Origin of the sequence: Hyunsoonleella rubra (assembly GCF_042684665.1) — a bacterium.
In the GTDB taxonomy this organism is placed as follows: Bacteria; Bacteroidota; Bacteroidia; order Flavobacteriales; family Flavobacteriaceae; genus Jejuia; species Jejuia rubra.
Genome location: NZ_JBHULY010000012.1, coordinates 17,950 through 44,743, shown reverse-complemented (window position 1 = coordinate 44,743; position 26,794 = coordinate 17,950). Strand labels below are relative to the sequence as shown.

The following is a 26,794-nucleotide window of genomic DNA, read 5'->3' as shown; positions in this document are numbered from 1 at the left end:
CCCCCCCTCTTTGACCAAAAAAACTACTGCAAATGAACTCCGCAACATCGGGCTTCCCCGTTTTTGCGGGTGCAAACATAAAACCTATTTTTAATTGGGCAATGGATTTTTGCGCCTTTTTTTCAACTTTTTTGAACGGCCAACGCAACGTGCTCAAAATGCGCGGGTTGCAACGTCGGTTTTTTTGCGCCAAGCCGGAAGCGACCCGACGGGACGGACCGGCGCCCTCTAGCAAGGACGCAGAGCGAAATACGGAACCGGGACGGGACAGGCTGGCCCGCGTTAGGGATTGCAGGGGAAAGCCCACAGCGGAGCCCCAAAAGGGCGGAGCGAGGACTTGGAACGGAAAGCCCGACCCGACCTAAGGAGGGTAACGCCCAAATTGTTTACCTTAATATATATGACGCAAATTATATTGTGTGGATTTGTTTATACTATTATCTTTGCGACCTATTTTTAATTTGATTTATGATACAGATTACTTTGCCCGACGGGAGCGTTAAGGCGTTTGAGGAGAACGTGACGCCTATGGACGTTGCGAAAAGCATTAGCGAAGGCTTGGCTAGGAATGTGATTTCGGCCAGTTTTAATGGTACAACTGTTGAAACAGTGACGCCTTTGACCACGGACGGGGCGTTGGTGCTTTATACCTGGAGGGACGGTAATGGGAAGCAGGCGTTTTGGCACTCTTCGGCTCACGTGCTGGCACAGGCGCTTGAGGAATTGTATCCCGGGGCTAAATTGACCATTGGACCGGCGATTGAAAATGGGTTTTATTATGATGTGGATTTTGGGGAGCACACCATTTCGGAAAAGGATTCGAAGCGCATTGAGGATAAAATGTTGGAGATTGCGCGTGGTAAGCATGATTTTAAAATGCGATCGGTTAGTAAAGCTGATGCGCTTGCTTTATATAAGGACAACGAATTTAAGGCTGAACTAATCGAAAACCTTGAAGACGGTACGATTACGTTTTGCGACCATAGCACGTTTACGGATTTATGCCGTGGTGGGCACATTCCTAATACGGGTATTATAAAAGCTGTAAAGGTGACTAGTATTGCCGGTGCTTACTGGCGCGGCGATGAAAACAAGCCGCAGTTAACGCGGGTTTATGGTATTTCGTTTCCGAAGCAAAAGGAACTAAAGGAATATTTGGAATTGCTGGAGGAAGCTAAAAAACGTGACCACCGAAAGCTTGGAAAGGAACTGGAATTGTTTACCTTTTCGCAAAAGGTGGGCCAAGGTTTACCGTTGTGGTTGCCAAAGGGTGCCGCACTTCGTGAACGTTTGGAAAACTTTTTGAAGGCTGCGCAGAAAAAAGCGGGTTACGATATGGTAGTATCACCCCATATTGGCCAGAAAGAATTATATGTTACTTCGGGACACTATGCCAAATATGGTGAAGATAGTTTTCAACCGATTACGACACCTAAGGACGATGAGGAGTTTTTACTGAAGCCTATGAACTGTCCGCACCACTGCGAGATGTATAATAGTTTTCAGTGGAGTTACAAAGATTTACCCGTGCGCTACACTGAGTTTGGCACGGTATATAGATATGAGCAAAGTGGCGAATTACATGGTTTGACCCGCGTAAGAGGTTTTACTCAGGATGATGCCCACATATTTTGTACTCCGGAGCAGTTGGATGCGGAGTTCAAAAATGTTATTGATTTAGTGCTTTATGTTTTCGGGTCTTTAGGGTTTGAAAACTTTACGGCGCAAGTATCCTTAAGGGATCCTGAAAATCCAGACAAATATATTGGTGATGTTGAAAACTGGGAAAAAGCTGAGCAAGCCATTATTAATGCAGCTCAGGATAAAGGCCTTGATTTTGTAATCGAGGAAGGTGAAGCGGCCTTTTATGGTCCTAAGCTTGATTTTATGGTGAAAGACGCTTTGGGTAGAAAGTGGCAATTGGGCACAATTCAAGTGGATTACAACTTACCGGAACGTTTTGAATTGACTTATAAAGGCAGTGATAATGAGGAACATCGCCCTGTGATGATACACCGTGCACCATTTGGAAGCATGGAGCGCTTTGTGGCATTATTGTTGGAACACACAGGAGGAAACTTCCCGATATGGTTGATGCCGGTTCAGGTTAAAATATTGTCGCTGAGTGAGAAATATGAAAAATATTCTGAAAAAGTTTTAAATTTGCTTGAAAATCACGAAATTCGCGCGCTCGTTGACCACCGAAACGAGACGATAGGAAAGAAAATTCGTGAGGCAGAAATGCAAAAATACCCCTATATGCTGATTATCGGTGAGCACGAGGAAAAAGAAGGTAAAATAACCGTGCGTAAGCATGGTGGCGAGGATTTAGGAATGATTTCCATTGAAGCATTCGCCAATATTATAAATGAAGATATTAGTAAAACGTTAAAATCGTTCTAACAAATAAAGTTTAATTAAAATTTAGTAAGCCATAGCAATCAGAAGAAGAAGACAGCCCCAAAGAAGGGTAATACAGGAAGACAAACACAAAATCAACTCCAAAATTACGGCGCAAAAGTTGCGCTTGGTAGGAGATAATGTAGAAGTAGGTATTTACACCAAAGGTGATGCCCTAAGAAAAGCCGATGAATTAGGCTTGGACTTGGTAGAGATTTCACCAAAAGCAGATCCTCCTGTCTGTAAAATTATGGATTACAAAAAGTTTCTTTACGAACAGAAGAAGCGGGAAAAAGCTTTAAAGGCGAAAGCCACAAAAGTAGTTGTTAAGGAAATTCGATTTGGACCTCAAACGGATGACCACGATTACGAATTTAAAAAGAAGCATGCTGAGAAGTTCCTAAAGGACGGCGCAAAACTGAAAGCTTTTGTGTTTTTCAAAGGACGATCGATAGTGTTTAAAGAGCAGGGACAAATTTTATTATTACGTTTGGCTCAGGATTTAGAGGAGTTTGGCAAGGTAGAGCAAATGCCAAAACTGGAAGGAAAACGAATGACGATGTTTATTGCTCCTAAAAAAGATAAGAAATAGGGCTTCGACTTCGCTCAGCGACAGCGACCGAAGCATAAAGATAAGATGCTGAAATAAATTCAGCACTTCGTAATTAAGCGCGATAATTAAAACTAGGAGAAGAAATGCCTAAAATGAAAACAAAATCTAGTGCCAAAAAACGTTTTAAGTTGACGGGTACTGGTAAGATTAAAAGAAAGCACGCTTTTAAGAGTCATATTTTGACAAAAAAATCTAAAAAGCGTAAGCTTGCGTTAACCCATGACACATTGGTGCACAAGGCTGACGAAGATAATATTAAAACCATGTTACGTTTAAAGTAACATACGTTTTAATCGGTTAAAACAATTTATAAACCCTGGAGCTAGGCAAAATAATTTAGCAAGTGTCGATTAACGGCCGCCTACTACAAAACATTTAAAATTATGCCAAGATCAGTAAATTCTGTAGCAAAAAGAGCCCGAAGAAAAAAGGTGCTTAAGCAAGCAAAAGGTTACTTTGGAAGACGTAAAAACGTTTGGACAGTAGCTAAAAATGCGGTGGATAAAGCGATGCAATATTCGTATAGAGACCGTAGAAACAAAAAGAGAACATTCCGCGCACTGTGGATTACGCGTATAAACGCCGGAGCCAGACTACACGGTTTGTCCTATTCTCAATTTATGGGAAAACTTAAAGCTAACAATATCGAATTGAACCGTAAGGTACTTGCAGATTTAGCGATGAACAACCCTGAAGCTTTTAAAGCAATTGTAGATAAAGTAAAATAAGGCGCTTAGCCTATTTGTAAAACATATTTCGCTTAATTTGAAAATCCGATTCGTAAGAGTCGGATTTTTTTGATTGTGCTATGTTTTGGATTTAGCAAATATTCTGGATAGCAATGGCAATGGATCTCGCAGAGCAAACCTCAACTGACTATTCTTAAACGTGGATTTTAAGTTGAAAAGGGAAAAGGGATTAGATTTCACCCGTTTCATTATACCATTAATATTCAGATATTTTTTCGTTTCGTAACTTCCAAATTCTATGCAATACCCCAAACTCGACATCAGGTAAAGATGTGGAAAGTTGACACCAAATACCGCCGAAGCATCAACATTATACCAAAATCTGGGGTTAATTTCGATAATTTTAAACCTTTTTGACACCTGGTCATATCGTAAATCCAAATTGGCAACGCCATTCCATTTTAAGGCTTTCATCAAATGGGCAGTAAGTTCCAATACATCATCATTGTATAAAAACTCCAAACCCACGGAAGGCCCAAAGACCTTTTGTCCCTTCATCAGTCCTTTATGAATGGTGTGTGCTAGTATTTCACCATCGTTACACAATACATTACAACACAAGTCATAGCCTTCGATAAACTCTTCGACCAAATAATCTTTATAAAATTTGTTCTTTTTGAAAAACGCCTCGACTTCCTCTTCGTTATACAACTTTTCAATCCCCTCGCCCCCACCGGAATCTAAGGTAGGCTTTGCCAAAACGGGATACTTAATTTTTCCGTTTGAAACGAATCGCTCCCCGGGTTTGACGACAATGCTATTCGAGGTTTGAATTTTATTTTCATCCATAAATCTCATTAACAAACCTTTGTTCAAAGCCGTTTTAAAACTTTGCATTGATGGCAACTCAACCAATTTTTCTTTGGGAATCAAATCGCGATGCCTTATCAGTATCTCCAACCCTTTTTCAAAAATGGGCAACACTTTATCAACATTGTACTTATGGAGCTCGTTATTGATGTTTTCAATCCACTCCAAATCATTTTTGGGTATTGGATGATGACTAAACTTTTTGACAAAACGGGAGAATTTATAAGGACTGTTTTGAGAAGAAGACATCACGTAAACTTCTACTTCATCTGCTAAAGACAAACAATTTAGAACATTGAAAAGCAACGGATTTTCTCCGTCTGGAATTAAAACTGAAATAATATCTTTTTCCTTCACTTTGCTTAAAATCGATAAACCCTTTAAAATTCCTGTTTCTAACTCAAAAATCTATATGCCAAAAGCTGTAATAACCAGTTTTCGGCCACCGCCGTGATTGCGATGCTCGCACAAATAAATACCCTGCCAAGTGCCCAGATTCAATCGTCCATTGGTAATTGGAATATGTACCGATGCTCCCAAAAGCGAGGCCTTAATATGTGCAGGCATATCGTCGGAGCCTTCATAAGTATGCTCATAATATGGTGCATTTTCTGGCACCATTTTATTAAAATGGTTTTCAAAATCTGTCCTTACTGTATAATCGGCGTTTTCGTTAATGGTCAAACTAGCTGATGTATGTTTGATAAATACCTGCAACTGTCCGCTTTGGATGTCCTTGATTTCAGGTATTGAAGCCAGAACTTCGGAGGTGATTAAATGAAAACCACGAGAAAAAGACCTTAAACGTATTTCCTTTTGAAAACATTTCATGGTTTCGTTTTGAATGATTTCGACATAATAGTTAAACGGCGTCTTCGGCAATCTCATCAATAGCTGCCTTAAATTCATGCCAATCGATCAACCCATCTCCATCTTTATCATAACCTTCAATCAATTTTGAAGACACCAAACCGCGAATAAAACCGTTGATTTCGGCTTCCTTCAGCAATTTAACGATTTCACTTTTGGTCAATTTGCCATCACTGTCTTCATCAAAAAACCTGAAAGCCTCTTCGGGAGTTGCAAAGTGATTGGTAATAAGAATCTGGATTTTGTTGAGTATAATTTCCTTAGTGTCCATCTTCCTAGTTTTAAAATTTATTTGAAACTAAAATAGCGAAAAAGAAATTAATCCAGAGCTACCCCAATGTTTAATGATGAACAGGATCTTGCGTACAAGGACAGTTACTTATACCTTGTAAAAAGTTTAGCCCAAGGGTTACGACATGGGTACCTGTGTTGTATCCTGCCAAATCATTAATTGTAATCTGGTAGGCATAACCAAAGTAAAAAATAGACTTTTGGAAACCAATCATCGGGCCGATATTCAATGGTTTGAAGAGCTGATCGTTTAAGTAGCGGTATGAAATTCCTCCCCAATAATAATCACCATATCGGTTGTACTTTCTAAATTTGAAGGTTAAATCAGTTGCTGAGCGCTTATCACTGTGAAACCTTTGATAAAAAATGGAAGGTTCGTACTCTAAACCACTCTTTTTTGGTCCTCTAAATGTATAACCCGAATACAATTGAAAATTCAAAAGTAATCCCGGCTCGGTATTTTCAATAAACTCATCAAGATCCTTGCTTAAGATGTTATTGGCATTAAAACTTACAAAAAGGCCACCAAAACGGTAAAGGACTCCGACGTCAAAATTATTGTTGGATCTTCTTCGATCATCTAATAAGGCGGGTAACGGAAATGGGTCTTCCCTATTCTGCCTATTAATTTCCTCAACGTCCAACCTAAAATTATTGAGGTTGTACGATATACCAAATGACAGGTATTGTTTTGAATAATAATCCACAATCAAATGGTGGGCGAAAGAAACCTTTGCTCCTGATTGCCTTGTAAAACCATTACTATCATTATACAGAGATAGACCGACACCAGAGCGATCGGCGATCCTGACATCACCATATATGGATTGGTTATCGGGCGCATTCTTAATTCCAACCCATTGCGTCAATGCATTGGCCCTGATTTTTAAATTGTCACCAATACCCGCAAATGTAGGCGATACCACAAAATTATTGTCTGCCAAATATTGGGTAAACACAGGTAAGTTTAACTCCTGGGCATACCCCATAGTCATTACCAATATTGCCAGTCCTGTAATTACCTTTCGCATTATTTTAGTTGTTATTACTGTCCTCATCTTCTGTTCGTTGGTTTATCTGTAAAGGGTGAAATGCCCAACAAATGATTTATCATTTCGGCTATCGTTTAGGTTTACTACATACCAGTAATCGCCAGTTGGCAATTCCTTTCCGTTGTACTTACCATCCCATTTTTGATTAACGGTCAGGGTGACCACTTTTCTACCATATCTATCGAAAATATCATAGGTTAAATCGTCATACTGATTCGCACAACCAGGCCCCCATTGATCCAAGGTGCCATCACCATTAGGGGTAAAATAATTTGGGATACACACATCAATAAATTCCATAGGAATTGATGCAGAGACCGAACAGCCATTACTATCAGTTACAACAACCGTGTAAATACCGGTTTCGTAAATAATAAATGTATTCTCGCTTCCATAGGATTCACCATTTAATGTGAATTCGTAGTTTCCTGTTCCACCTGTTACAATCGCTTCGATTTCGTTGAAACCTTGGCCTTCTCTTAAACTTATGGCTAACGGTTGGTAATCATCAATATCGAAGAAAGCCGTTTGTTGCACACAGCCGTTAGTATGCCTCACATCAATATAATGGCTAAATCCTGCAGGTACGTTTACAAATACATTGCTTGTTTGGTATGTGCCTCCGTTCAGAGCATATTCTAAATCCGATGGATCGACAAGGGTTTCATCTACCGTTACCGTAACCGTATTCGTTGAACGGTTGTCCACACACCCAAATTCAAGCACCAATTCAGGGTCAAAACTTACGGACTCTGGGAAATCAATCTCAAATTCGGCCTCACAGCCTTCATTGTCTCGAATATAAACCACATGGTTTCCACCGGCTAAAGATGTAAAATCAAAAATTGTTTGTGTGGCAGTTCCCGTTGTGTAAGGGCCTTCATAATTGTCCAAACTCACGTTATATGGCAGGCTTCCGCCAGAAATATCTACACTGAAACTTCCATTTAAATCGCCATCACATAGCTCTGGAACAATAGAATTAGGCACTACGATTAGGAATACTGGAGTGGGTTCATCAATAGTGAAATCGATTACTACGTAACAACCCAATTCATCTTGGGCAATAGCCTGATATGTTCCTGGAGCCAAATCTTCAAAAATTGGTGAATCAAAGAATTGGTCCATTTGTGGTGAAATGGCATATTTGATAATACTCGTACCACCAGTTGCTACAATTTCTAAAACGCCATCATTTTGCCCTGTACAAGTTACATTGGTTGTTGTAAAGGTTACATCCAATGGTAATGATGGTTCGGTAATTGAAATCGTTGCCGAAGTGTATAAACAATCACCACTATCCACTCTTACTTGATAATCGCCCACAGGCAAATCCGAAAAGACACCCGGGCTGTTTTGTGTAGCAGGAATGGCATTTCCAGAAGTATCCTGAAGTGTGTAAACATAACTGCCTAAACCGCCTTGGGCCTCCGAAACAATAACACCTGTAGTATCACCAGCGCAGTTAATAGTCGCATTTGAAGTATCCAAATTCAAAGTTAAGGTAGGCAATGGGTCATTATCAATTTGGTTGGACACATCGGCGGTACAGCCATTGGCATCCCTAACGTAGTATTCGTAAGTGCCTACTGGAACGGAGAATGTAATTGAACTGGTAAATGTTCCCAAAACTGTTGCAAAACTTGCCGTATCACTATAGGTATATGGACCGTTACCTCCGGTTGCACTTAGTGTTAAAGTAGCTTCTGTCAAACAAGTTTGAGTTGTCGCTTTTACCAAAGTTGCTTCAACAGGAGTAGGCTCCGTAATGACAACATTTGGCGAATTAAACGAACAATTATAACCATCCGAAACCGTAATATTATATGTCCCCTCCCCTAAGTTACTGAATACAGGCGATGTTTGTGGTCCTGAAGTACTCGCTGTCGGCGCAATCATATTCAAGATATACGTATAATTACTTCCTTGTCCTCCCGTAACGCTACTCACGGTTATCGTGGCATTGTCATCACCAAAACAAGACAATGTCGTTGGTGTCGCAGAAACGGTAGCGCTAATTGGCGGAGGAATCACCAAAGTAATACCATCCGAAGCAATACACCCACCAGCATCCCTAACATTCACCGTGTAGACACCTGCTGATAAATCTGTAAAGGTTCCATTAGATGAAAAAGGAACAGTTGATGCTCCCGTCAATTCATATTCATAACTGCCCCAACCACCACTTGCTACTGCGGTAATTGTGCCCTTATCGTCATCACAGGTCACGTTTGAAGTTTCAGAAGCCACCACTGATAATGGTGCTAAAGGCGAAGGAATAATCACCTCCGACGTTGCAGAACAGAATGGACTGGCCGTTTGCGTGATAACCACAGAGTAAGTTCCCGAAGTCATTCCCGAAACTGTTAATGGGTTTGTTGAAGTATTGGAAGAAACTACTCCAGTTACCGAAGTAGATGTACTGTCAAAAACTTCATAAGTATAAGGCCCAGAATAGCCTGCAATATTCAATTCAAAACTTCCCGTATTATCACTAAAACATGTTATTGCTGAAGGCGTTGTTGTTACAACTGGTGGTATCGCTTCAGGTAAAACCACTTCAACATCTGCAAAACATGTATTCGCATCAGTTATCGTAATGGTATAAGTTCCTGAAGGTACACCGGAAAATACATTTCCCGTTAAAGTTACCCCAGCAGGGCTTGGACTAATGGCATAGGTATATGCGCCTGTTCCTCCCGTGCCTGTTATAGTAATTTCACCATCATCATTGTTACACGTTGGCAATGCTGTAACAGCAGGTGTTAAATCCACAGGTTGAGCGATATCAACTGAAACTAAATTGCCACATCCATTAGCATCTTGAATTTCTATAGTATGCGTTCCCGACACCAAATTCGAAATGGTGAACGGTGCTGTTCTCGTTTGAAATGCACCACCATCAATACTAAAACTATATGGCAGAATTCCAGCCGAAGTTAGTGTCACGTCAATTTCAAAATTGCCTTCCGTCACCGTACATTGATTATTTAGCGTAGCTGAAATAACTGGTTCTGGGTCTTGAGGCAATACAATAGCCGATGTAGTTCTGATACAATCGTAGGCATCCTTTACGTGAACATAATATGTATTTGCATCCAAATTAAACGTATTTACAGAAGCCCACGATGGGTCAGAAGCCAACGGTGCTGTTGCCGTAGTTGTAATTTGATAAGCATATGGGGGTGTACCATCTCTGGCAATCGCACTGATTAATCCAGAATTAGGGTTACAATTTGCGTTGTTATCCACCGTAGCTGTAATACTCAAATCAATTGCAGATTCAGTAATATTGAAAGGTACCGTTACTACCCCACAGCCCGCATTTGGGCCACTGGTTTCGGTAATATTTACAAAATAAGTTCCGAAAGGTAACGGGCCTAGATTTGATACGGAAAGTGAACCACTAGCCGGTACACTACCCGAGCCTGTAATTCCCGTTGTCACCAATGACAAGGAATTAACTATTTCATAATTTACGTTGGTAGCACCTGCATAGATACTATTGATAGTGAAGGACACATTGCCGTCCGCACTGCCCACACAGGTAATATTATTAGAGGTTAAGCCTGTCGCCGTCAACGTTGAATTTGTGGGTACGGATGCTGTGGCAGTTTCGTAATAACTACATCCCGTTGATGCATCGAACACAATAAATGTATATGTAACACCAGGAATCAATCCTGTAAATGTGGCACTTTGACTACCAGGAGCATCTTCCGCTACCCAAGTGCCTCCTGGCGGTGGCGGTGGAATAACACCACGATAAATATCAAAAAAGAAGGGGCCTACACTCGCTAAAGTCGTTCCAATACTAACGATGGCCTCCCCTCCCGTGGTACAATTCACAACTGTATTCACAGAAATATCCAAATCATTTGGCGGAGATGCTACAAGTACATCCTGCACCAATACAGAACAGCCATTGGAGTCCACAACATTAATTTGATACAATCCAAAATCGACGACATCAAAAGTGGTAGATGTAGTTCCAGAAGCATTTAATTCCGTGGCTGAATATCCATTGGTACCCGTTACATAATAATTATATGGTGCCGTACCTCCAGTTACACCCTGCACAATAACCGAACCTTTCGAAATACCGCCACTTGAGATATCACATGTAATTGGTAAAGAGGTGTGATTAACTACAATTGGACTTGGTTCTGCGATGGTAACAATTTCCAAATCTTCACAAGAATTGGCATCTGTTAATGTAATAGTGTAGTTACCTGCAGGTAAACCAGAAGTTTGGGTACCAAAATTCGTACCCGTTGTATCGTTGTTCACATTAATAACAAATGGCGGTGTACCCACACTGCTATTAATAGTAATATCTAACGCTCCAGTATTATCCCCATTACATAAAATATCTTGTTGTATTACAGAAGTGATTTCGGGTAATGAAATAGCATTTATCGTTTGCACCGAAGAATCTACCGTACAATTGTTGGCATCTGTAATTCTGAACTGGTACTGACCATCAACAGGAACAGCATGTGAAAACGTAGTTCCAACAACAGAAGTTAAACCTCCAAATGCACCGCCGTTAAATGATACTTCATAACTAAATGGAGCAGATCCTCCAGAAACCACACCTTCTATTACGCCGTCCGGTGAGGCCGTACAGTCCAAATTCTTTGTGATAATCGTATTTACGGTCAATGGTGGTAATGGTGAAATGGTATAAGTTTCACTGTACTCACAGTTATTGGCATCCCTCACTTGAAAGGTGTAAGTATCTGGTGCCAATCCTGCAAAAAGGTTTGATGATTGATATGCTGTACTTGCTCCCGAAGGTGCAATGATTCTATATTCTAAAGGACTTGTACCTCCCGTTGCTGTTAGCGCAACATCCGAAGTGTTCGCAGGACAAGTAATTGGTGTACTACTAAAACCTAAATCCGTTTGGGGATTCAGGGCATCAATAATTATTGGGGCCGCTACGAATGTACATATATTGGCATCGCGAATTGTAACCGTATAAGTACCGTTTGTTAAACCGGTAAATGTTGTTGCTGTTTGGTAATTTACACCATCGATACTGTATTCATAAGGAGCCGTTCCTCCAGTAACTCCGGAAACCGTTATCACCCCTGTAGAGGTACAACTGTATGGTGCAGTCAGAGCAACCGTACCATTTACTGCATCTAAGGCAATAATAGTTACCGTTTGCGGTGCCGATGTACAGACATCCGTTCCGCTAGTATATTCCACCACCACCTCATAATCTCCGGCAGTCAATCCATTAAATACTGCTGAATTGAAAAAGGTCGCACCGTTGTCGATGCTATATCGCAAGGTATTCCCATTTGGGTTACTGACGTTGATATTTATACTACCGCTATCTGGCGTATCAGAACATAAAATATCCGTAGAACTTACTGTGAAATCAGGAGCTGGTGTATCATTCACAACAATGGAAGCCTCAGCTTCACAATTGTTAAAATCTACTACTCTTACAGTGTAAGTGCCGGCAGTTGGCACATCAATTGTTGGTATGCTTTGGAAGGTTGAAGCTCCATTTACAAAGTAATAGTATGGGGGAGTCCCTCCTACTGGATAAGCCGTTATTTCGCCATTGGTACAAGTTAATGGTGTGGTTAATGCCAGTGAAATATCCAGTAATGGCGGTTCAACAATTTCGATATCACCTGTGTATGTACATCCATCTTCGGTGGAAACGTTAACTGCATAAGTACCGGGATTAAGGTTGGCAAAAGTATAGTTATCATCATTGATAGGACCAACACTATTCACCAATGTTGCACCATCATAAATGGAATAAAAATATTGAGGACGCACATCGTTGGCTGCCAAAATTACACTTCCCCTTTCACCATGACATAAGGGTTGCGTCACATCGACGGATACCGTAAAATCCCGTTCGCGAATTTGCACATCGGGAACGGTAAAAATACAGGGGTTGGTCGTTATCCCAGTCTGTCTAACGTAAACCGTATAAATTCCTGCTGTATTTACGATAAAGGTATTACTGGACTGAAAGCTGATACCATCAATACTGAATTCATACCCCGATGGCACTCCCCCAACGGTGATTTCCCCAGGAGTTGTACAATAGATATCCCTTGAAGTTACCGTTGGCACCAATAAATTCTCATATACATTAAAATAGAATTGGTTGAAACATCCGCCAGCATAGTTTAACGTTAATCGGTACTGCCCTGCCGTATCGGCATTATAATCTGGACCTGTAGCCACCTGAGTCCAAGTACAGGCACTATCTTCGTTGGCACAATCAGGATTGGCTACTGCAGCACAACTCGACTCGTCCAATACTTCCCAAATCATTGAAGATGTATCGGTGATGTTCGTTTGAATAAACCTTGAATCATTGGCTCCACATAAAAAGATATTTGGCAATTCCTTTCCGTCATTAGGGCAAATCACCACTTCATCAGCAAAAGGAATAACTGGATTGGTAACATTCGCTCCGAAAAGGGTTACATTAAATATTTGCGTGATGGACTGACAAGGTGCAGTAGCAGCATTGTAAACATAATAAGTACCTGTTTGGGTAACGGTCAATGACTGGTCGGTTCCAATTACCGGTGTTAAGGACGGACTTGTTGACCATGTATAGGAATCATAACCATCCCCAGCTGTCAATACGGTACTATCTCCACAAAGGGCGACTTCTTCCGTAAAATTACAATTTAAATCTGCCAAAAAGTTGGTCGCACGAGGTGTCAACAAACAGCCTGAGGCACTATTATAACTTGGGTCGTCTGAAATCACGAAGTCAGGATTAATCGTTCCTCGATAGGTAGCATAAGCCTGGTTATCAATAATATTGGAACAAGCATCCGTTAACAAACTACAAGCTGAAACTACGGTTACCCTAAACCTGATATCCTGCGCCGGATCATTTTCCTCAACGATGGACCGGTCCACTCTAAATACAATCTCACGGGTTGACGCATCATAGCTTTCCACCGTTACCCCAGTGGGCAATGACAAAATATCCGCAGGATAATTAAATACAATATTTATAGGAAGGATATCCCTAATAGTCAAATCCGTGGCATCGTCGTTTCCTGTATTTTGAAAACCGATGACGTAATTCAATTCATCACCTAAATCGACCAATTGGCCTTCAATATTATTGCCCAATTCATCCTCTACGATTTTGGTCAAAACGATGTTTGGTGCTATAATTTCAATAGCGAAGGCACTGAAATAGAAATAATAAATATCTAGATTACTACCAAGGCTTATAGAAGCAGTGGTGTCTCCATTTCCGATGATAGAGTTTCCCGCATTTGGAATATTGATAATTCCGGCATCAAAACCAAGCGTGTTCGTTCCATCTGGAACCCTATCGAAAAAGAGTTCAGGGGTATTCGTTGCAGGGTCAATAATGGATACCGTACTGTTGAAAAAGTTGTTTCCGGGCCGTATGACAGTACCCGAATTATCGGTGGCGTTAATTGTATTTCCATTCAATGTTAAATAATCGCCCGTGTATCTTCTATCCCCTTCAATGGTACTAAAAGCATACTTTGCACGCACAGGCCCTACAGGAATCGTTTGGAATCCAGAAATTGGGAACGTCTCATTTATCACACTGGTGATTTTTGTAAAACCGTCAAATGAGGTAATATACTTGCTTGGCAATAGCGGATCTTCATATATAACGAAAAGCGACCAACCTGCAGACAATCCCTCGGAATTTGGTTTTGGACCAACCAATGACGAAATATTGGCTACACCATAAGTTCCCTCGGGATCAGGCAAAGCCGTTAGCATATCCGTTACGTCATGATAATAGACATAAGTATTGGACTCACGGTTATTTGGAGCATTCTGAAAATAGATCTCAGTTCCGGTGATATCTTGATATGAACCACCCGGTAGTTTAAATTTGATATCCGAAATGGGGTCAGGCCCGTTCACAACTGCACTCCAGTACAGTCCTGCATATACAATACGATAACAAGTGACATAATCGGGTACATCCAAATCTGCAGTACTGGAATTAAAAGTCGTTGGGTCTCCATCAATGTCCACATAAACCGCAGCGTCAATCCTATCGTTGGTATTGTTTCCATTATAGGGGTCGGACACATGTATCCCCACGTTACTATTACCTATCAACAGCATATCCCCTTTGATGGCCTCATCATACCTTGGCACATATGGCACGTGGTTTTGCGCGAGACACTGTAGACTCAAAAGGAGCGCTAAGACAGGTACACCGAATTTTACATAAGTAGGCTTTTTCATTTTAATTTCGTTTTGTGTTGCCTTCGGTTGGGGGTCCGAAGGAAACGGCTAGTTAATTTAATTTCTAATTCTCGATTTTTACGAGAGACATGTTTTTGTCATAAGGTTGTTTAGTATTAGATTGCATTTCTTGTTTAGCTTGACTTATATTGTTAAACTTTTTGTGATAGATGTAATATTGATTTGTTTTTACATCAAAGAAAAAGTCAATATTCTTTTGTCCGAGCGATACCACTTTAGTTAAGAACTCATCACGTTTTTCAACATCATTATGAACGGCAATTACTAGGTAATAACCTGGTTCGGCATTCAAAATATTCTTAACAATCTTGATATTATCATTTTGTTTTTCACCAAAATCAAAATCAGCTTCAGAAAGCGGCTCGTCGGCGTCATTAGTAAACCTTTTGATACGCTCTAGAGCACCTCTATCCTTTTCATAACGGTCTTTTTCGTTGTCATAAGCTGCACGTTTGATGCGCCTTCTTCTTTCCACCTCGGTCTTCACCTTAATATCTTCCAGGTTAGCCACAAGCTCTTTTTTGTACATTTTGATTTTAGCTTGCTCTGCCTTTAGTCTTTCTATTTCTTTAAGATAGAAAGCGTTTACCGAATCTGTTTTACTTCTCTTTTTCTTCTTTCTTGTGAGATAAACGGCCTCCAATTCTATTAGCTGAGCCTCCTGGTCTTTGATGGTTTTATCGATATCCTCTATTAGTTTTTCAATAGTTGCATTTTCAGCACTTACACTTTTGAAAGCTTTAGGTTGCTTAAAGATGCCTTTTTCGCTTAAGTCATTTTCTTCTTTTAAATCATCCAAATCCTGTTGCTTCACAGCTACTTTATCAGATAATCTCTTCAGCAATTCCTGTTGTGCTTTTTTGGCATTTTCTGTTGCCTCAGCCATAGCTTTCATGGTTTTGGACTCTGCATCCTCAGCTTGGGGAGTAACTGTAGCTTCGGCTTCAGCAATTGCCATAGCTTCTTGCTCTGCTTTTAAACGTTTCGCTTCCTCCTTGGCTTTGGCTTCAGATTCAAGTCGCACCTTTTCTTGGGCTTCCTGCTCTGCTTTCAGTTTCGCTTCTTCTGCCTCTTTTGCTTTTTTATCTGCTTCGGCTTTTTGTTGCGCTTCTAAACGTTTTCTTTCCGCTTCGGCCTGGGCTTTAATTCTTGCCTCTTCCTCAGCCTTTTTCTGTGCTTCTAATTTTAATCTTGCTTCCTCCTCGGCTTTAGCTCTCGCCTGTTCTTGAGCCTTCAATCGTGCGGCTTCTTTTTTGGCAGCCTCATCAACCTTTCTCTTGGCTTCGGCTTCTTTTTGTTTTTGCTGTTCTGCCAATTTTATCTTAGCATCTTTTTCAGCCTTCAATTTGGATTCTTCCTCAGCTTTCGCCGAAGCTATTTCTCGTGTTTTCGCCTCTGCTTCCTGTTTTAATTTTGTTTCTTCAGCCTCTTCCCTCTTAGCTTGTGCCAGTTGCGCTTTTCGCTGTTCTTTTAACTTGGCATTTGCAATTCTATTCGCTCTAAACTCAGCATCCGAACTACTGTTAGCCTTTCTTTTGGTAACGTTCGCTTTTCTTTTATTTGGAGTAATTAGTGCCGTTTCTTCGCTCTCATCGGCGTAGTTAAAACGTCTGTCATTTTTAAATCGGTATGCCAAGGTAAATTCGTGGGAACTTCCAAATTCCGAAAACCCACCGGCCGATTTTTCATAGTTGTATTCAAAAGCTATGGACTTGGTGATATTCAATCCAATACCAGCGGAAACACCGAACTTCGTATTGTATCCCGCTTGTGCCCAAATACCCTTTGGAACAGCCAACATGACCATACCAGATAATACTGTTTCATCTTTTTTGAATTCCGACCTTATCAAGGTTGAAAATCTACTCATATCAAAGAAACCTCGCGAATTCATGTATCCCGTGTACATCACATGGGGCTGTATACCTTGTTCGGGGTTTTCCTCGATTATTTTTGAGCTGGTCAAATTATAGGCCACCAAATTGTTGACCGATACCCCAAAATCGAAAAAGCCAGTGCCGTAATTAATGCCTGGATTAATAGTGATTACTGAGTTGGACTCTATATTGTTTAGTGCGGGGTCAGGAACATTTGTGACTACTCTTCCATCATTTATACCACTTTGATAAAACCCGGCATTGAGACCAAAGGTGAAATTACTTTCCCGATTTAGAACGGCATTGTATGCAAAGTTGACCACTCCTCCAAAGGTTGTAAACACCCCGTAATTCTGCTGGAACAGGCCAATACCAGCTCCAATATTTTCCCTAAACCTTCCGGAGTAACTGAACAAATATGTTTGAGGGGCATCTTCAAATTGCACCCACTCCCGTTTATTGCTAAAACTTGCAAATCTGTTATTTTCCCTAACAAAACTAAAGGTTGGATTGACCACAAAGCGGTTAAACCTTAGAGAATTTCTAACGGGAAGTGCCAACGCAACAACTCCATCCTCTTGAGAATGGAACTGTTGTATCGTACAGAAGAATAAAAACATATATAATAAATATTTGTTCATTTTATTTCACTACCGTTATCGATCCTTTTCGGGTCTGCTGGCCTCGTGTTGTTATGATGTAATAATATATCGGGTTAACGTCCTTAAAATCCAATTGATTTTCAGGCCAGTTATTTTGATAATTATTGGTTAATAATACTTTTTTTCCTTGGGCATTGTATATGGCCACTTCAGTTCCTGTTCCTCCCAAATATTCTGGGGGCAGAATCCATGTGTCATTAAAACCGTCGTTATTGGGGCTCACCAAATTTGGGATATTATCTGCTGGTGGACTCAATAGAAATTCATGCTGACCAGAAGACACGCATCCGTTGGTTTGTGTGACTACAGCCATATAGCTTCCGGTTTGCATGGCTTCATATGAATTGCTCGTTGCACCGGAAATCAACTCATTATTTCTGTACCATTTGTATTCAGGATTTGAAGCATCGGAAGATATAGTCACCATGACTGTTTCGCCTTCATCCAAAATGGAATTTCTTTCTATATCAATGCTACTTGAAAATCCCTCGCTACTCAAATCAATAGATGCATTTTCGATACAATTCCCTAAATCTATCCGAACAGAATATTCACCCGATTCGTCAGTTATATACCTCTGTTCTGTTGCTCCTGAAATTGCCTCGCCGTCTTTAAACCACTGATAACTATTACCGGAAATGGCACTTAAAGTTGTTGAGCCTTCACTGGCACAAAATGGATTGCCCAAACTAGAATTAATACTTGAGGATGCGCCTGTACTGGATTCGTTTACGGTAACCCGGTTTGAATAGGAACTTGAGGTACAAGTGCCGTAATCGGTTTTCACAAAATACGTTCCTGGCTCATTTACTGACAAACTCTCTCCATCGGCCACATAAACCGAAGTAGTTGGGCCAGTTTCCTTATACCATTTAAAGGTTAAAGAAGGGTATTGTAAAGGTGAATCGTTAGTGGGGTTTCCCGGGTTATCTATAGTTAATAAATAACTTCCTCCAGTACAGTACACCCCTGTTTCTATTAAATTGTTGATAGAAAATGGCGTATCCTGCAACTTATAATATGCCGCAAATGCATTGGAGCTGCTACTTGTAGCAGATGGAGCCGTACTTTTGATTCTTAGTTTATAAGCCTCTCCCGATACATCGGTTGGAAAGGCAAAGGTTAATGTTGCAGGCGAAGTTGTAACACTTCCTGCAGACGAGGTATAGATTATTTCAGCATTTGAAAAACTACCTGTGGCATCTGACAGCTCAATTATAAACTGGTTTGCCCCCTCCAACTCCGCCTCGGGAGAAAAAGAAAACGAAACGTTATACGTATTAAAGGATGGGTTGGCACATGCCTGGCTAAAACCAAGATTTGGCTTCGCAATAGCGATTTGCGCCTTTACCGAAGTGGTCAAGACACAAACGAAGAAAATTTTAAAAAAAAGAGTAAAGTTCCTCATGCCATTTTATTTTCATATTAAATAAAACGTCTAGGAACAGCACTCTCTAAAGATTTATGAGAAAGTAAACCCAGAAAAATGAACGACCTAGAGTTCTATCAATCTATTGCGTTTTTTAATTCAACTTTTATTAATCGTCTCTTAAATCCGGATCTGCATTTGAGGCGATAATCTTGTTGATTCTCAACCTAAAATCTGGCCTATTGTAATTGTTTATATCTATAAAAGTTTCCGCGTGGTCGCCTTTAGAGTAAACATTAAAAAACGTACTATTGCCATACCAATTTTCCAAATCGTCATTATTGGAATTGTTTTCAACAAAAATGTTTCCGTTACAGTTATTAAAATACATTTCGGACAGCTTTATCTTATCTAAGCTTTCTTGATTGATATAGATATCTTCATCCAATATCACGGCAGGATTGAAACCGGAAACAACACTTTTGAATATATCCAACTCAGCATTGTCGCCAACATAGACGGCCTCCTTGATCAAGTTCATTTTAATATCCGCCTCAAGCGTTTTACTTTCGTTGACAAATGTTAAGTTTTTTGCCTTCACAAAAGTAGTGGGCTTAGAAAAGTCAAATTCTTCTTTTTGGTCGTAGGCAAGCACTTCCAAACAGTTGGCCCCCATACCATTTGATGCATAAGGTGATCTAACAGCTAAAGAGTTATTTAAAATTACCCTTGCCCCATGATTAAACCTAAAATCTGTACCATGGGATTTAAAGGATACAAAATTGTGCATATCCACCTTACCGCCCCAAACCTCAAAAGCATTTCCCTCTGAGTGGCTTACCATAATATGATCCAGTTTAGTATAATTACCAACACCTGCCAATAAAAGCCCGCTAAAATAGTCCTCTTCTGAAAGTCTTCTTCCAGCAAATTCTATTCTCACATATTTTATAATACCCGAACTACAATCCAAGCTATCACCGCCAAAATTGGTATGCGCATAGTCGGCAGGTTTAAGTTTTGGGTGATAGGCCGTTACGGACCCTGAGCTGTACCTATTGATCGGGGCCTCTCCTAAAACTGTTAAGCCACCCCAATCTCCAGGACGTTTCACACTTCGGCTGGATGAAAAAATAATGGGATCTGTAGACGCTCCCTTTGCAATAATAGTTGATCCCTTTGAAATCGTTAAACTACCATTGGTTTTGAAATCTCCAAGGATTACGGTACCTGGCTCTATGGTAAGCGTAGCATTGTTGGTAACAAAAACGCTGCCCAACAGTAAGTAAACCTCTCCTTTGCGGAGTATAGTACTTTCTGAAATATTGCCTGCCAGTATTTGGGTGGGTTCTCCATAATCCTCCTGATGTGGCTTAAACTCGGTCCAATTGCTCAACCAATTGTTCACGCCGATTATACCTTTTTCTTGTTGCGCAAAAACAATCGGTGTTACGAGAAGAAAGAAAAACACGATTTGGGTAAAGTTTTTCATAATTGAAAATTTATAATTCTATCAATAAAATGTTTCACATAAGTTATGAATCAAAACTAACATTAAAATCCATGAAATACCAATTATTTCGATGAAATACACTTTTACACAACAATTTTAGAGTATTTTTTCGATGAAATACACTTTTAAAAGTTAAATTCATGATAAACAAGAAAAGGCCTACATGAAAATGAATTGGTAATTCTCTATGAATTTTTCAATAAAAAAAGCAGAATAATGCCAGAGCTCAAGGCTCCTAACGAACCAAATACTTCCCAAAGAAGAAAATATCCAAATTATATTAATATCAACTGTTAAGATTGGAAGAAAAATATTTGGATACTACAAACTAGTGGAACTCGCTGTACTGGTGCAACGATTTTAAGGTTTCTTCATAAAATATAATTGCTGCAACCAAATCATCGGTGTCAGAATAAGGCAACATTCTATGCTGGAATTCTGCTGTATTTTCCAAAAATTTATCGGTAGATTCGAATTGCTCTTCCAGTGATTTTCTATTATCATTGTCATTGGGAATACCCAATGACGACATGGTTACTCCCGGCTTAGTAGCAAAGGCAATGTATGGCATTAATTTCACCAAACTTTCGATCCTTTCTATATATAGCACCAAAAGCTCTCCTTTGTGCATGCGATCCAACTCTGATTTATTGTGATATTTTTTTATCGCAACATCGTCCCTGATGATACTTTTCTCGCCTTTTTTCTTTTGGGCAAAACACACACTCGATACTAAAAGCAGGCAAAAACTAACAAAGATTAATTTCGTTTTCATGGATATGATTTAAGGGTTCTGGCCGCTAATTTATGCAATTTATCGTAAAAAACAAGCGTTTTATCGATTTTTTTATATTAAATTTGACCTCGCAAAGAAAAGTATCGCAGTTAATGTAAAATTAATAAACCTTATTAAGTTCGGTTATTTTGCATGCTTACTTTTGTGCCGATTAATAAATTAGACTATGAATTTATCCCAAGTAAAACTGATCGTTTCTGATATGGATGGTACGTTGTTGAATTCCAAACATGAAGTTAGTAGGCGCTTTTTACAACAATTCAATATCCTAAATGCAGAGGGTGTTCTATTTGTCGCCGCCAGCGGCAGACCTTTTTATGGTATTACGGACAAACTATCAGAAATACAGGATCACATTATAATAGTGGCCGAAAATGGCGGCTTGGTGGTTAAGAATGGCACCGTCTTGTCATCAAACCCCTTACAACCTCAAAATTTTGATCTCATAGTAGAAACCATTAGCTCGATTGAAGATGCACATCCAGTTTTCTGCACTAAAAATCAGGCCTATGTCATGAGCAAATCTCAACCATTGTTGAATTTACTTTCTGAATATTATGCTAAATATACCTTGATTAATTCCGTTGCGGACATAAAAACCGAAGTTTATAAAGTAGCGTTGTTCCATGAAAAAAGTTCTTCAGAATTTATTTATCCCCATGTAAAGCACCTAGAGTCTGATTTTAAGGTGAAACTCTCAGCAACGCATTGGGTTGATATCTCAGAAAACATAGCGAATAAAGGGTACGCTATTGAACTTATACAGGATCAATATGGTATCAAACCAGAGGAAACACTTGCATTTGGAGACTATAATAACGACCTTGAGATGCTTGAAAATGCTTATTTTAGTTACGCGATGGAAAACGCCCATCCAAAGGTAAAATCTACAGCCAGATTTAAAACTAAATCTAATAATGAATTTGGGGTTGAAGCCATTTTGGAACAGTTGATTAATGAAAAAAACTTATGTTCAAAAAGCATGAATCAAACCTAAGTTTTCTGTGTCCAAGGCGCAACCATTCATTGGTTTTTACATCTACTAAGAAAGCACAACCCTTTTGATTATGAAATTCCAAATTTTGTTTGTTACCCTTCTTTCCTTTTTGACGATTAGTGGGTGTTCAACCACAAATGATACAACGCAAGCCCAAGAAGAATTTGAAATCCCGCAATATCATTTAATAAAAGTTACGGGTGGTATCGCAGGTGTTGACCATACTTTTGATATGGATACAGTAATATGGGTGTTTACGGTTAATGCCTTTAATGAGGCTATTTTGGTTGTTGAAAACAATAATGGTGACGAAGGCTTGGAAGACGGATTGGATTCGGGTTCGTATACCTTTTCCACTGTTATTGATAATGAAAATGAGGAGTACCTTTTTATAGAAAACGATGAATTCGGCCATGTAGATTTGCAATCTGATGGTTTGGTCATAGACCAAAATAAAACCGCAAATGGCACGCTATCCGACGGTTTTATTTATACTTTTAGATTGAAGACTGTTTTAATCGAAACAGGTTCGTAATTCACTAGAATTTAGGTTTTCTGCTTCTTTTTTCGGGCCGCTGGAAACAGCACGTTGTTCAAAATCAGGCGGTATCCTGGTGAAGTTGGATGCAGGTCCAATTCTGTTTTTGCATCGCCTACGCGATGCTGGTAATCTTCTGGGTCGTGCCCCCCATAAAATGTAAAAAATCCTTTACCCTTGATACCGTGAATGTATTTGGCCTCTCCATTAGCCTTGTTCTCCCCCATAACCAATACATTGGATTTTATTTCATCTCTTGTAAATGCCGTGGTTTGTCCCATAAATCCCTTCACCAATGCGGTATGGTTTTGGCATAACATTGTGGGTATAGGATCCCATTTTGCAGAGAATTCCATTAGCGAAAAATAATCAGCGGTTTTAGTAATATTCCGCTTCCTAGTCATATCAATAGAGGAAAACTCGTACACCATAGGGTTGCGCTCCAAAGTAAAATCTTTAAACGCAAAGGTCTTATTGTAGTCGATCTTTTTTTGGTAGCTTGGCTCACTACCGTCCCCATCAAACATAGGCTCGCAAATATCGATACCTTCGGCAGATAAGGCCACATCGAAACTATCTGTAGCACTGCACATGGCAAACATAAATCCGCCACCAATGACATAGTCTCGGATTTTTAAAGCCACATCCATTTTGGCTTGAGAAACTTTACTATATCCCAGACTCGTCGCTAAAGCCTCCGCCTCTTTTTTTTCTTGAATATACCAAGATGCGGCACGGTACATTCCGTAGAATTTCCCGTATTGACCAGTAAAATCCTCATGGTGTAAATGCAACCAATCGAACAGCAATAAGCCATCGTTTAAGACTTCTTCGTCGTAAACCGTTTCATATGGAATTTCGGCATATTGCAATACCATGGTTACAGCGTCGTCCCAAGGCAATTTCCCTTTTGGCGTATACACAGCAATTTTGGGAGCTTTCTCTAAAACTACTGCCTCCATATTTTGGCTTGGGCTAGCTATTTCCTCTAAAATACTTTCGGCCTTCGCATTGGAAAGGACTTCGAAAGACACACCCCTGATTTGACATTCCTGACGGATCGCATCAGTATCTGGTAATAAAAATGAACCGCCCCGATAATTAAGTAACCATTTCACCTTCAACTTTTTGTCCAGTGTCCAATATGTAATTCCGTATGCTTTTAAATGATTTTTTTGGCTTTCTGCATCCATGGGTAACAGAATGTAAGATGCAAAAGCACTTAGACTAAAAAAAAGAAAAGCGAAAAGAATTAGGGCCTTTTTCATAGGCTGAAAGATAAAGAAAATATCAACCTAAAGCATCAATCATTTGTTAAAACGGCACGTCGTTATCCTCGTCGTCGTTAAAAGAACTGCCGAACGCCTCATCTGGACTAGCGGTGAAATTATCCGATTTAAATGTATCATCGTTGGCCGCTGCATTCATTTTGCTATGGAATTCAAAGGGTGAATCAAAATCATCTAAGTTATCGAACTTACCAAGATGTCCCATAAACTTCAAACGAATATTTTCCAGTCCACCGTTTCTATGCTTCGCGATAATAAATTCCGCTTGCCCTTCGGTTGGAGAACGCTCTTCGTCATCCCATTCATCAATTTTGTAGTATTCAGGGCGATAAATAAAACTTACGATATCGGCATCCTGCTCTATTGCTCCAGACTCCCGTAAGTCAGATAATAATGGTCGTTTACTACCTCCCCTAGTTTCAACCGCACGGGACAACTGTGAAAGTGCAATTACAGGTACGTTCAATTCTTTTGCCAATGCTTTAAGGTTTCTTGAAATCATAGAGATTTCCTGTTCCCTATTCCCTGCATGACTGCTACCGCCTGTCATCAACTGTAAGTAATCAATCATGATAAGTTTAATACCGTGTTGAGAAGACAGTCGACGCGCTTTTGCCCTAAGGTCAAAAATAGAAAGCGATGGGGTGTCATCAATAAATAAAGGTGCTTTTTCCAAGTCCTTTACCTTGACGTTGAGTTGTTCCCATTCGTGCTTTTCCAATTTACCAGTTCTTAACTTTTCAGAAGAAAGACCTGTTTCACTAGAAATCAAACGTGTAATCAACTGGACCGAAGCCATTTCCAAAGAAAAGAACGCTACCGGAATATTTTGGTCTACCGCTATATTACGGGCCATAGAAAGTGTCAATGCCGTTTTACCCATACCCGGTCGGGCGGCAACAATAATTAAATCCGACGGTTGCCAACCAGAAGTTAGTTTATCAAGTTTATGAAAACCGGTTGGTATACCGCTTAAGCCTTCTTTATTAGAAATTTCTTCAATCTTTTTCTTGGCCTGAATTACCAAGTCTTGAGCAGTTTCACTGGATTTTTTTATGTTTCCTTGGGTAACTTCATATAGCTTGGCTTCGGCTTTATCCAACAAATCAAAAACATCTTTAGTTTCATCATAGGAATCTTCAATAATCTCGTTTGAAATTTTGATCAAACTTCTCTGAATGAATTTTTGAAGAATAATTCGGGCATGAAACTCGATGTGTGCCGAAGACGACACCTTTTGGGTCAGTGAAATCAAGTAAAAATCGCCACCCACCATTTCCAGCTTTCCGTTTTTCTTTAATTGCGTTGAAACGGTTAATAAGTCCACCGGCTCACTGCCCTCGAACAATTGAAAAATGGCTTCAAAAATAAATTGATGTGCTTCTTTATAAAATGCCTCCGGGCTTAAAATATCGATAACCTCATCAACGCCTTTTTTATCAATCATCATCGCGCCCAATACAACCTCCTCTAAATCAAGTGCTTGGGGAGGTATTTTCCCTTTCTCCAAACTAATTAGAGTACTTTTATCTACTTTATATCCTGCAATTTGATTGGGTTGCTTCATAACTGCGAAAATAGTCAAATAAAGTGTTGGTTTTTAGAACGGGCTATTTTCATTGTCAACGTTTCGTTAACAAAATAACTGTTAATAACTAAAAAGTATTGTGAATAACCGCTAAAAAAACCTGAAGCGAAAACTTCAGGTTTTAACATGATTTGGTTTTAAAGCATTTAGCCTTTAAATACCCCCATATTGGCGTATTTATCTTGGCGTTGTTTCACTAATTCCTCTGGTGATAAGTTTTTTAAATCCCCAAAACATTTTTCAATGGCGCCACTAACGGTTTTAAATGTCTTCTCCCTATCTCTATGCGCACCACCTAGCGGTTCTTTAATGATATCATCAATTAATTTCAATTTTTTCATGTCCCCCGCTGTCAATTTCAAAGCCTTTGCCGCTGTTTCCTTGTGCTCCCAACTACGCCAAAGAATTGACGAACAGGATTCTGGCGAAATTACCGAATACCACGTATTCTCCAGCATCAAAACTCTGTCTCCAACTCCTATTCCTAAGGCCCCACCTGAGGCGCCTTCACCAATAATTATGGTAATAATTGGAACTTTCAAACGTGTCATTTCCAAAATATTTCGGGCAATAGCTTCACCCTGGCCCCTTTCTTCAGCTTCCAGACCCGGGTAGGCTCCTGGAGTATCCAAAAGGGTTACCACCGGAATTCCAAACTTTTCAGCAGATTTCATTAACCTCAAAGCCTTACGATAGCCTTCGGGGTTCGCCATACCAAAATTTCTGTATTGACGTGTTTTGGTGTTATAACCTTTTTGCTGACCAATAAACATGTAGCTTTGATCCCCAATCTTGCCTAATCCACCAACCATAGCCTTATCGTCCTTAAAGCTACGGTCTCCATGTAATTCTAGAAATGTGTCTCCACAAATCGCTTTGATATAGTCCATGGTATATGGTCTATCGGGGTGTCTTGACAATTGCACCCTTTGCCATGGCGTTAGGTTTTTATAAATATCTGTGGTTGTGGTTTTTAATTTTTTCTCTATCTGGGCACAGGTTTCGGTAACATCCACTTCACTCTCTTCACCAATGATTTTACATTTTTGAAGCTGGTCTTCGAGGTCTTTAATGGGAAGTTCAAATTCTAAATACTCCATAGAAATTACAAT

Annotated in this window: 18 protein-coding genes; 6 read left to right on the top strand and 12 right to left on the bottom strand. The window is 39.9% G+C overall.

Annotated elements, in window-relative coordinates; all coding sequences use genetic code 11:
• Positions 1-468 precede the first annotated feature (468 nt).
• From thrS to rplT, 4 genes are all read left to right on the top strand, one after another.
• Positions 469-2,403, top strand: coding sequence for a threonine--tRNA ligase (thrS, locus tag ACFSR8_RS06435; protein WP_380290222.1), 1,935 nt, complete (start codon positions 469-471; stop codon positions 2,401-2,403).
• A gap of 70 nt (positions 2,404-2,473) precedes the next feature.
• Positions 2,474-2,992, top strand: coding sequence for a translation initiation factor IF-3 (gene infC, locus ACFSR8_RS06430; RefSeq protein ID WP_380290224.1), 519 nt, complete (start codon positions 2,474-2,476; stop codon positions 2,990-2,992).
• Between the two features lie 104 nt (positions 2,993-3,096).
• On the top strand, positions 3,097-3,294 hold the full coding sequence (gene rpmI, locus ACFSR8_RS06425) for a 50S ribosomal protein L35 (protein WP_019388182.1): 198 nt from the start codon (positions 3,097-3,099) through the stop codon (positions 3,292-3,294).
• 102 nt (positions 3,295-3,396) lie between these two features.
• The gene (rplT, locus tag ACFSR8_RS06420) at positions 3,397-3,741 is read left to right on the top strand and encodes a 50S ribosomal protein L20 (protein WP_380290219.1); all 345 of its coding nucleotides are present in this window, start codon (positions 3,397-3,399) and stop codon (positions 3,739-3,741) included.
• A gap of 78 nt (positions 3,742-3,819) precedes the next feature.
• On the opposite strand, the gene ACFSR8_RS06415 is transcribed toward rplT, so the two are convergent.
• The 9 genes from ACFSR8_RS06415 to ACFSR8_RS06375 all read right to left on the bottom strand — a co-directional run bounded on the left by ACFSR8_RS06415 (position 3,820) and on the right by ACFSR8_RS06375 (position 21,249).
• A complete protein-coding gene (locus ACFSR8_RS06415) occupies positions 3,820-4,929 on the bottom strand; it encodes an ATP-grasp domain-containing protein (RefSeq protein WP_380290217.1) in 1,110 nt (369 codons plus the stop codon).
• A 51-nt stretch (positions 4,930-4,980) separates the two neighbouring features.
• Positions 4,981-5,403, bottom strand: a complete 423-nt coding sequence (locus ACFSR8_RS06410) for a secondary thiamine-phosphate synthase enzyme YjbQ (protein WP_380290215.1) — start codon at positions 5,401-5,403, stop codon at positions 4,981-4,983.
• Between the two features lie 31 nt (positions 5,404-5,434).
• Positions 5,435-5,713: an EF-hand domain-containing protein gene (locus ACFSR8_RS06405; protein WP_380290213.1), complete on the bottom strand. Its 279-nt coding sequence runs from the start codon at positions 5,711-5,713 to the stop codon at positions 5,435-5,437.
• A gap of 70 nt (positions 5,714-5,783) precedes the next feature.
• Complete coding sequence (locus ACFSR8_RS06400) at positions 5,784-6,764, bottom strand: PorP/SprF family type IX secretion system membrane protein (protein ID WP_449272394.1); 981 nt, start codon at positions 6,762-6,764, stop codon at positions 5,784-5,786.
• 42 nt (positions 6,765-6,806) lie between these two features.
• Positions 6,807-15,032 (bottom strand): T9SS type B sorting domain-containing protein, encoded by an 8,226-nt coding sequence (locus ACFSR8_RS06395; protein ID WP_380290210.1) that lies wholly within the window; start codon positions 15,030-15,032, stop codon positions 6,807-6,809.
• 64 nt (positions 15,033-15,096) lie between these two features.
• Positions 15,097-17,571, bottom strand: a complete 2,475-nt coding sequence (locus ACFSR8_RS06390; RefSeq protein WP_380290208.1) for a PorP/SprF family type IX secretion system membrane protein — start codon at positions 17,569-17,571, stop codon at positions 15,097-15,099.
• Position 17,572: 1 nt separating this feature from the next.
• The gene (locus ACFSR8_RS06385) at positions 17,573-19,000 is read right to left on the bottom strand and encodes a T9SS type B sorting domain-containing protein (protein WP_380290206.1); all 1,428 of its coding nucleotides are present in this window, start codon (positions 18,998-19,000) and stop codon (positions 17,573-17,575) included.
• Positions 19,001-19,130: 130 nt separating this feature from the next.
• Entirely contained in the window at positions 19,131-20,453 is a 1,323-nt protein-coding gene (locus ACFSR8_RS06380) for a hypothetical protein (protein WP_380290205.1), read from the bottom strand.
• Positions 20,454-20,802: 349 nt separating this feature from the next.
• The gene (locus ACFSR8_RS06375; protein WP_380290203.1) at positions 20,803-21,249 is read right to left on the bottom strand and encodes a hypothetical protein; all 447 of its coding nucleotides are present in this window, start codon (positions 21,247-21,249) and stop codon (positions 20,803-20,805) included.
• 187 nt (positions 21,250-21,436) lie between these two features.
• Between ACFSR8_RS06375 and ACFSR8_RS06370 the strand changes: the two genes are divergently transcribed.
• Positions 21,437-22,267, top strand: a complete 831-nt coding sequence (locus tag ACFSR8_RS06370; protein ID WP_380290201.1) for an HAD family hydrolase — start codon at positions 21,437-21,439, stop codon at positions 22,265-22,267.
• Between the two features lie 70 nt (positions 22,268-22,337).
• Positions 22,338-22,802, top strand: a complete 465-nt coding sequence (locus ACFSR8_RS06365) for a hypothetical protein (RefSeq protein WP_380290199.1) — start codon at positions 22,338-22,340, stop codon at positions 22,800-22,802.
• A gap of 11 nt (positions 22,803-22,813) precedes the next feature.
• On the opposite strand, the gene ACFSR8_RS06360 is transcribed toward ACFSR8_RS06365, so the two are convergent.
• From ACFSR8_RS06360 to ACFSR8_RS06350, 3 genes are all read right to left on the bottom strand, one after another.
• Complete coding sequence (locus ACFSR8_RS06360; RefSeq protein WP_380290197.1) at positions 22,814-24,073, bottom strand: asparagine synthetase B; 1,260 nt, start codon at positions 24,071-24,073, stop codon at positions 22,814-22,816.
• Positions 24,074-24,119: 46 nt separating this feature from the next.
• Complete coding sequence (gene dnaB / locus ACFSR8_RS06355) at positions 24,120-25,661, bottom strand: replicative DNA helicase (RefSeq protein ID WP_380290195.1); 1,542 nt, start codon at positions 25,659-25,661, stop codon at positions 24,120-24,122.
• Between the two features lie 167 nt (positions 25,662-25,828).
• Positions 25,829-26,782 carry an acetyl-CoA carboxylase carboxyltransferase subunit alpha gene (locus ACFSR8_RS06350; RefSeq protein ID WP_380290193.1) on the bottom strand — a complete coding sequence of 318 codons (954 nt, stop codon included), beginning with the start codon at positions 26,780-26,782 and terminating at the stop codon, positions 25,829-25,831.
• Between the last annotated feature and the right edge of the window lie 12 nt (positions 26,783-26,794).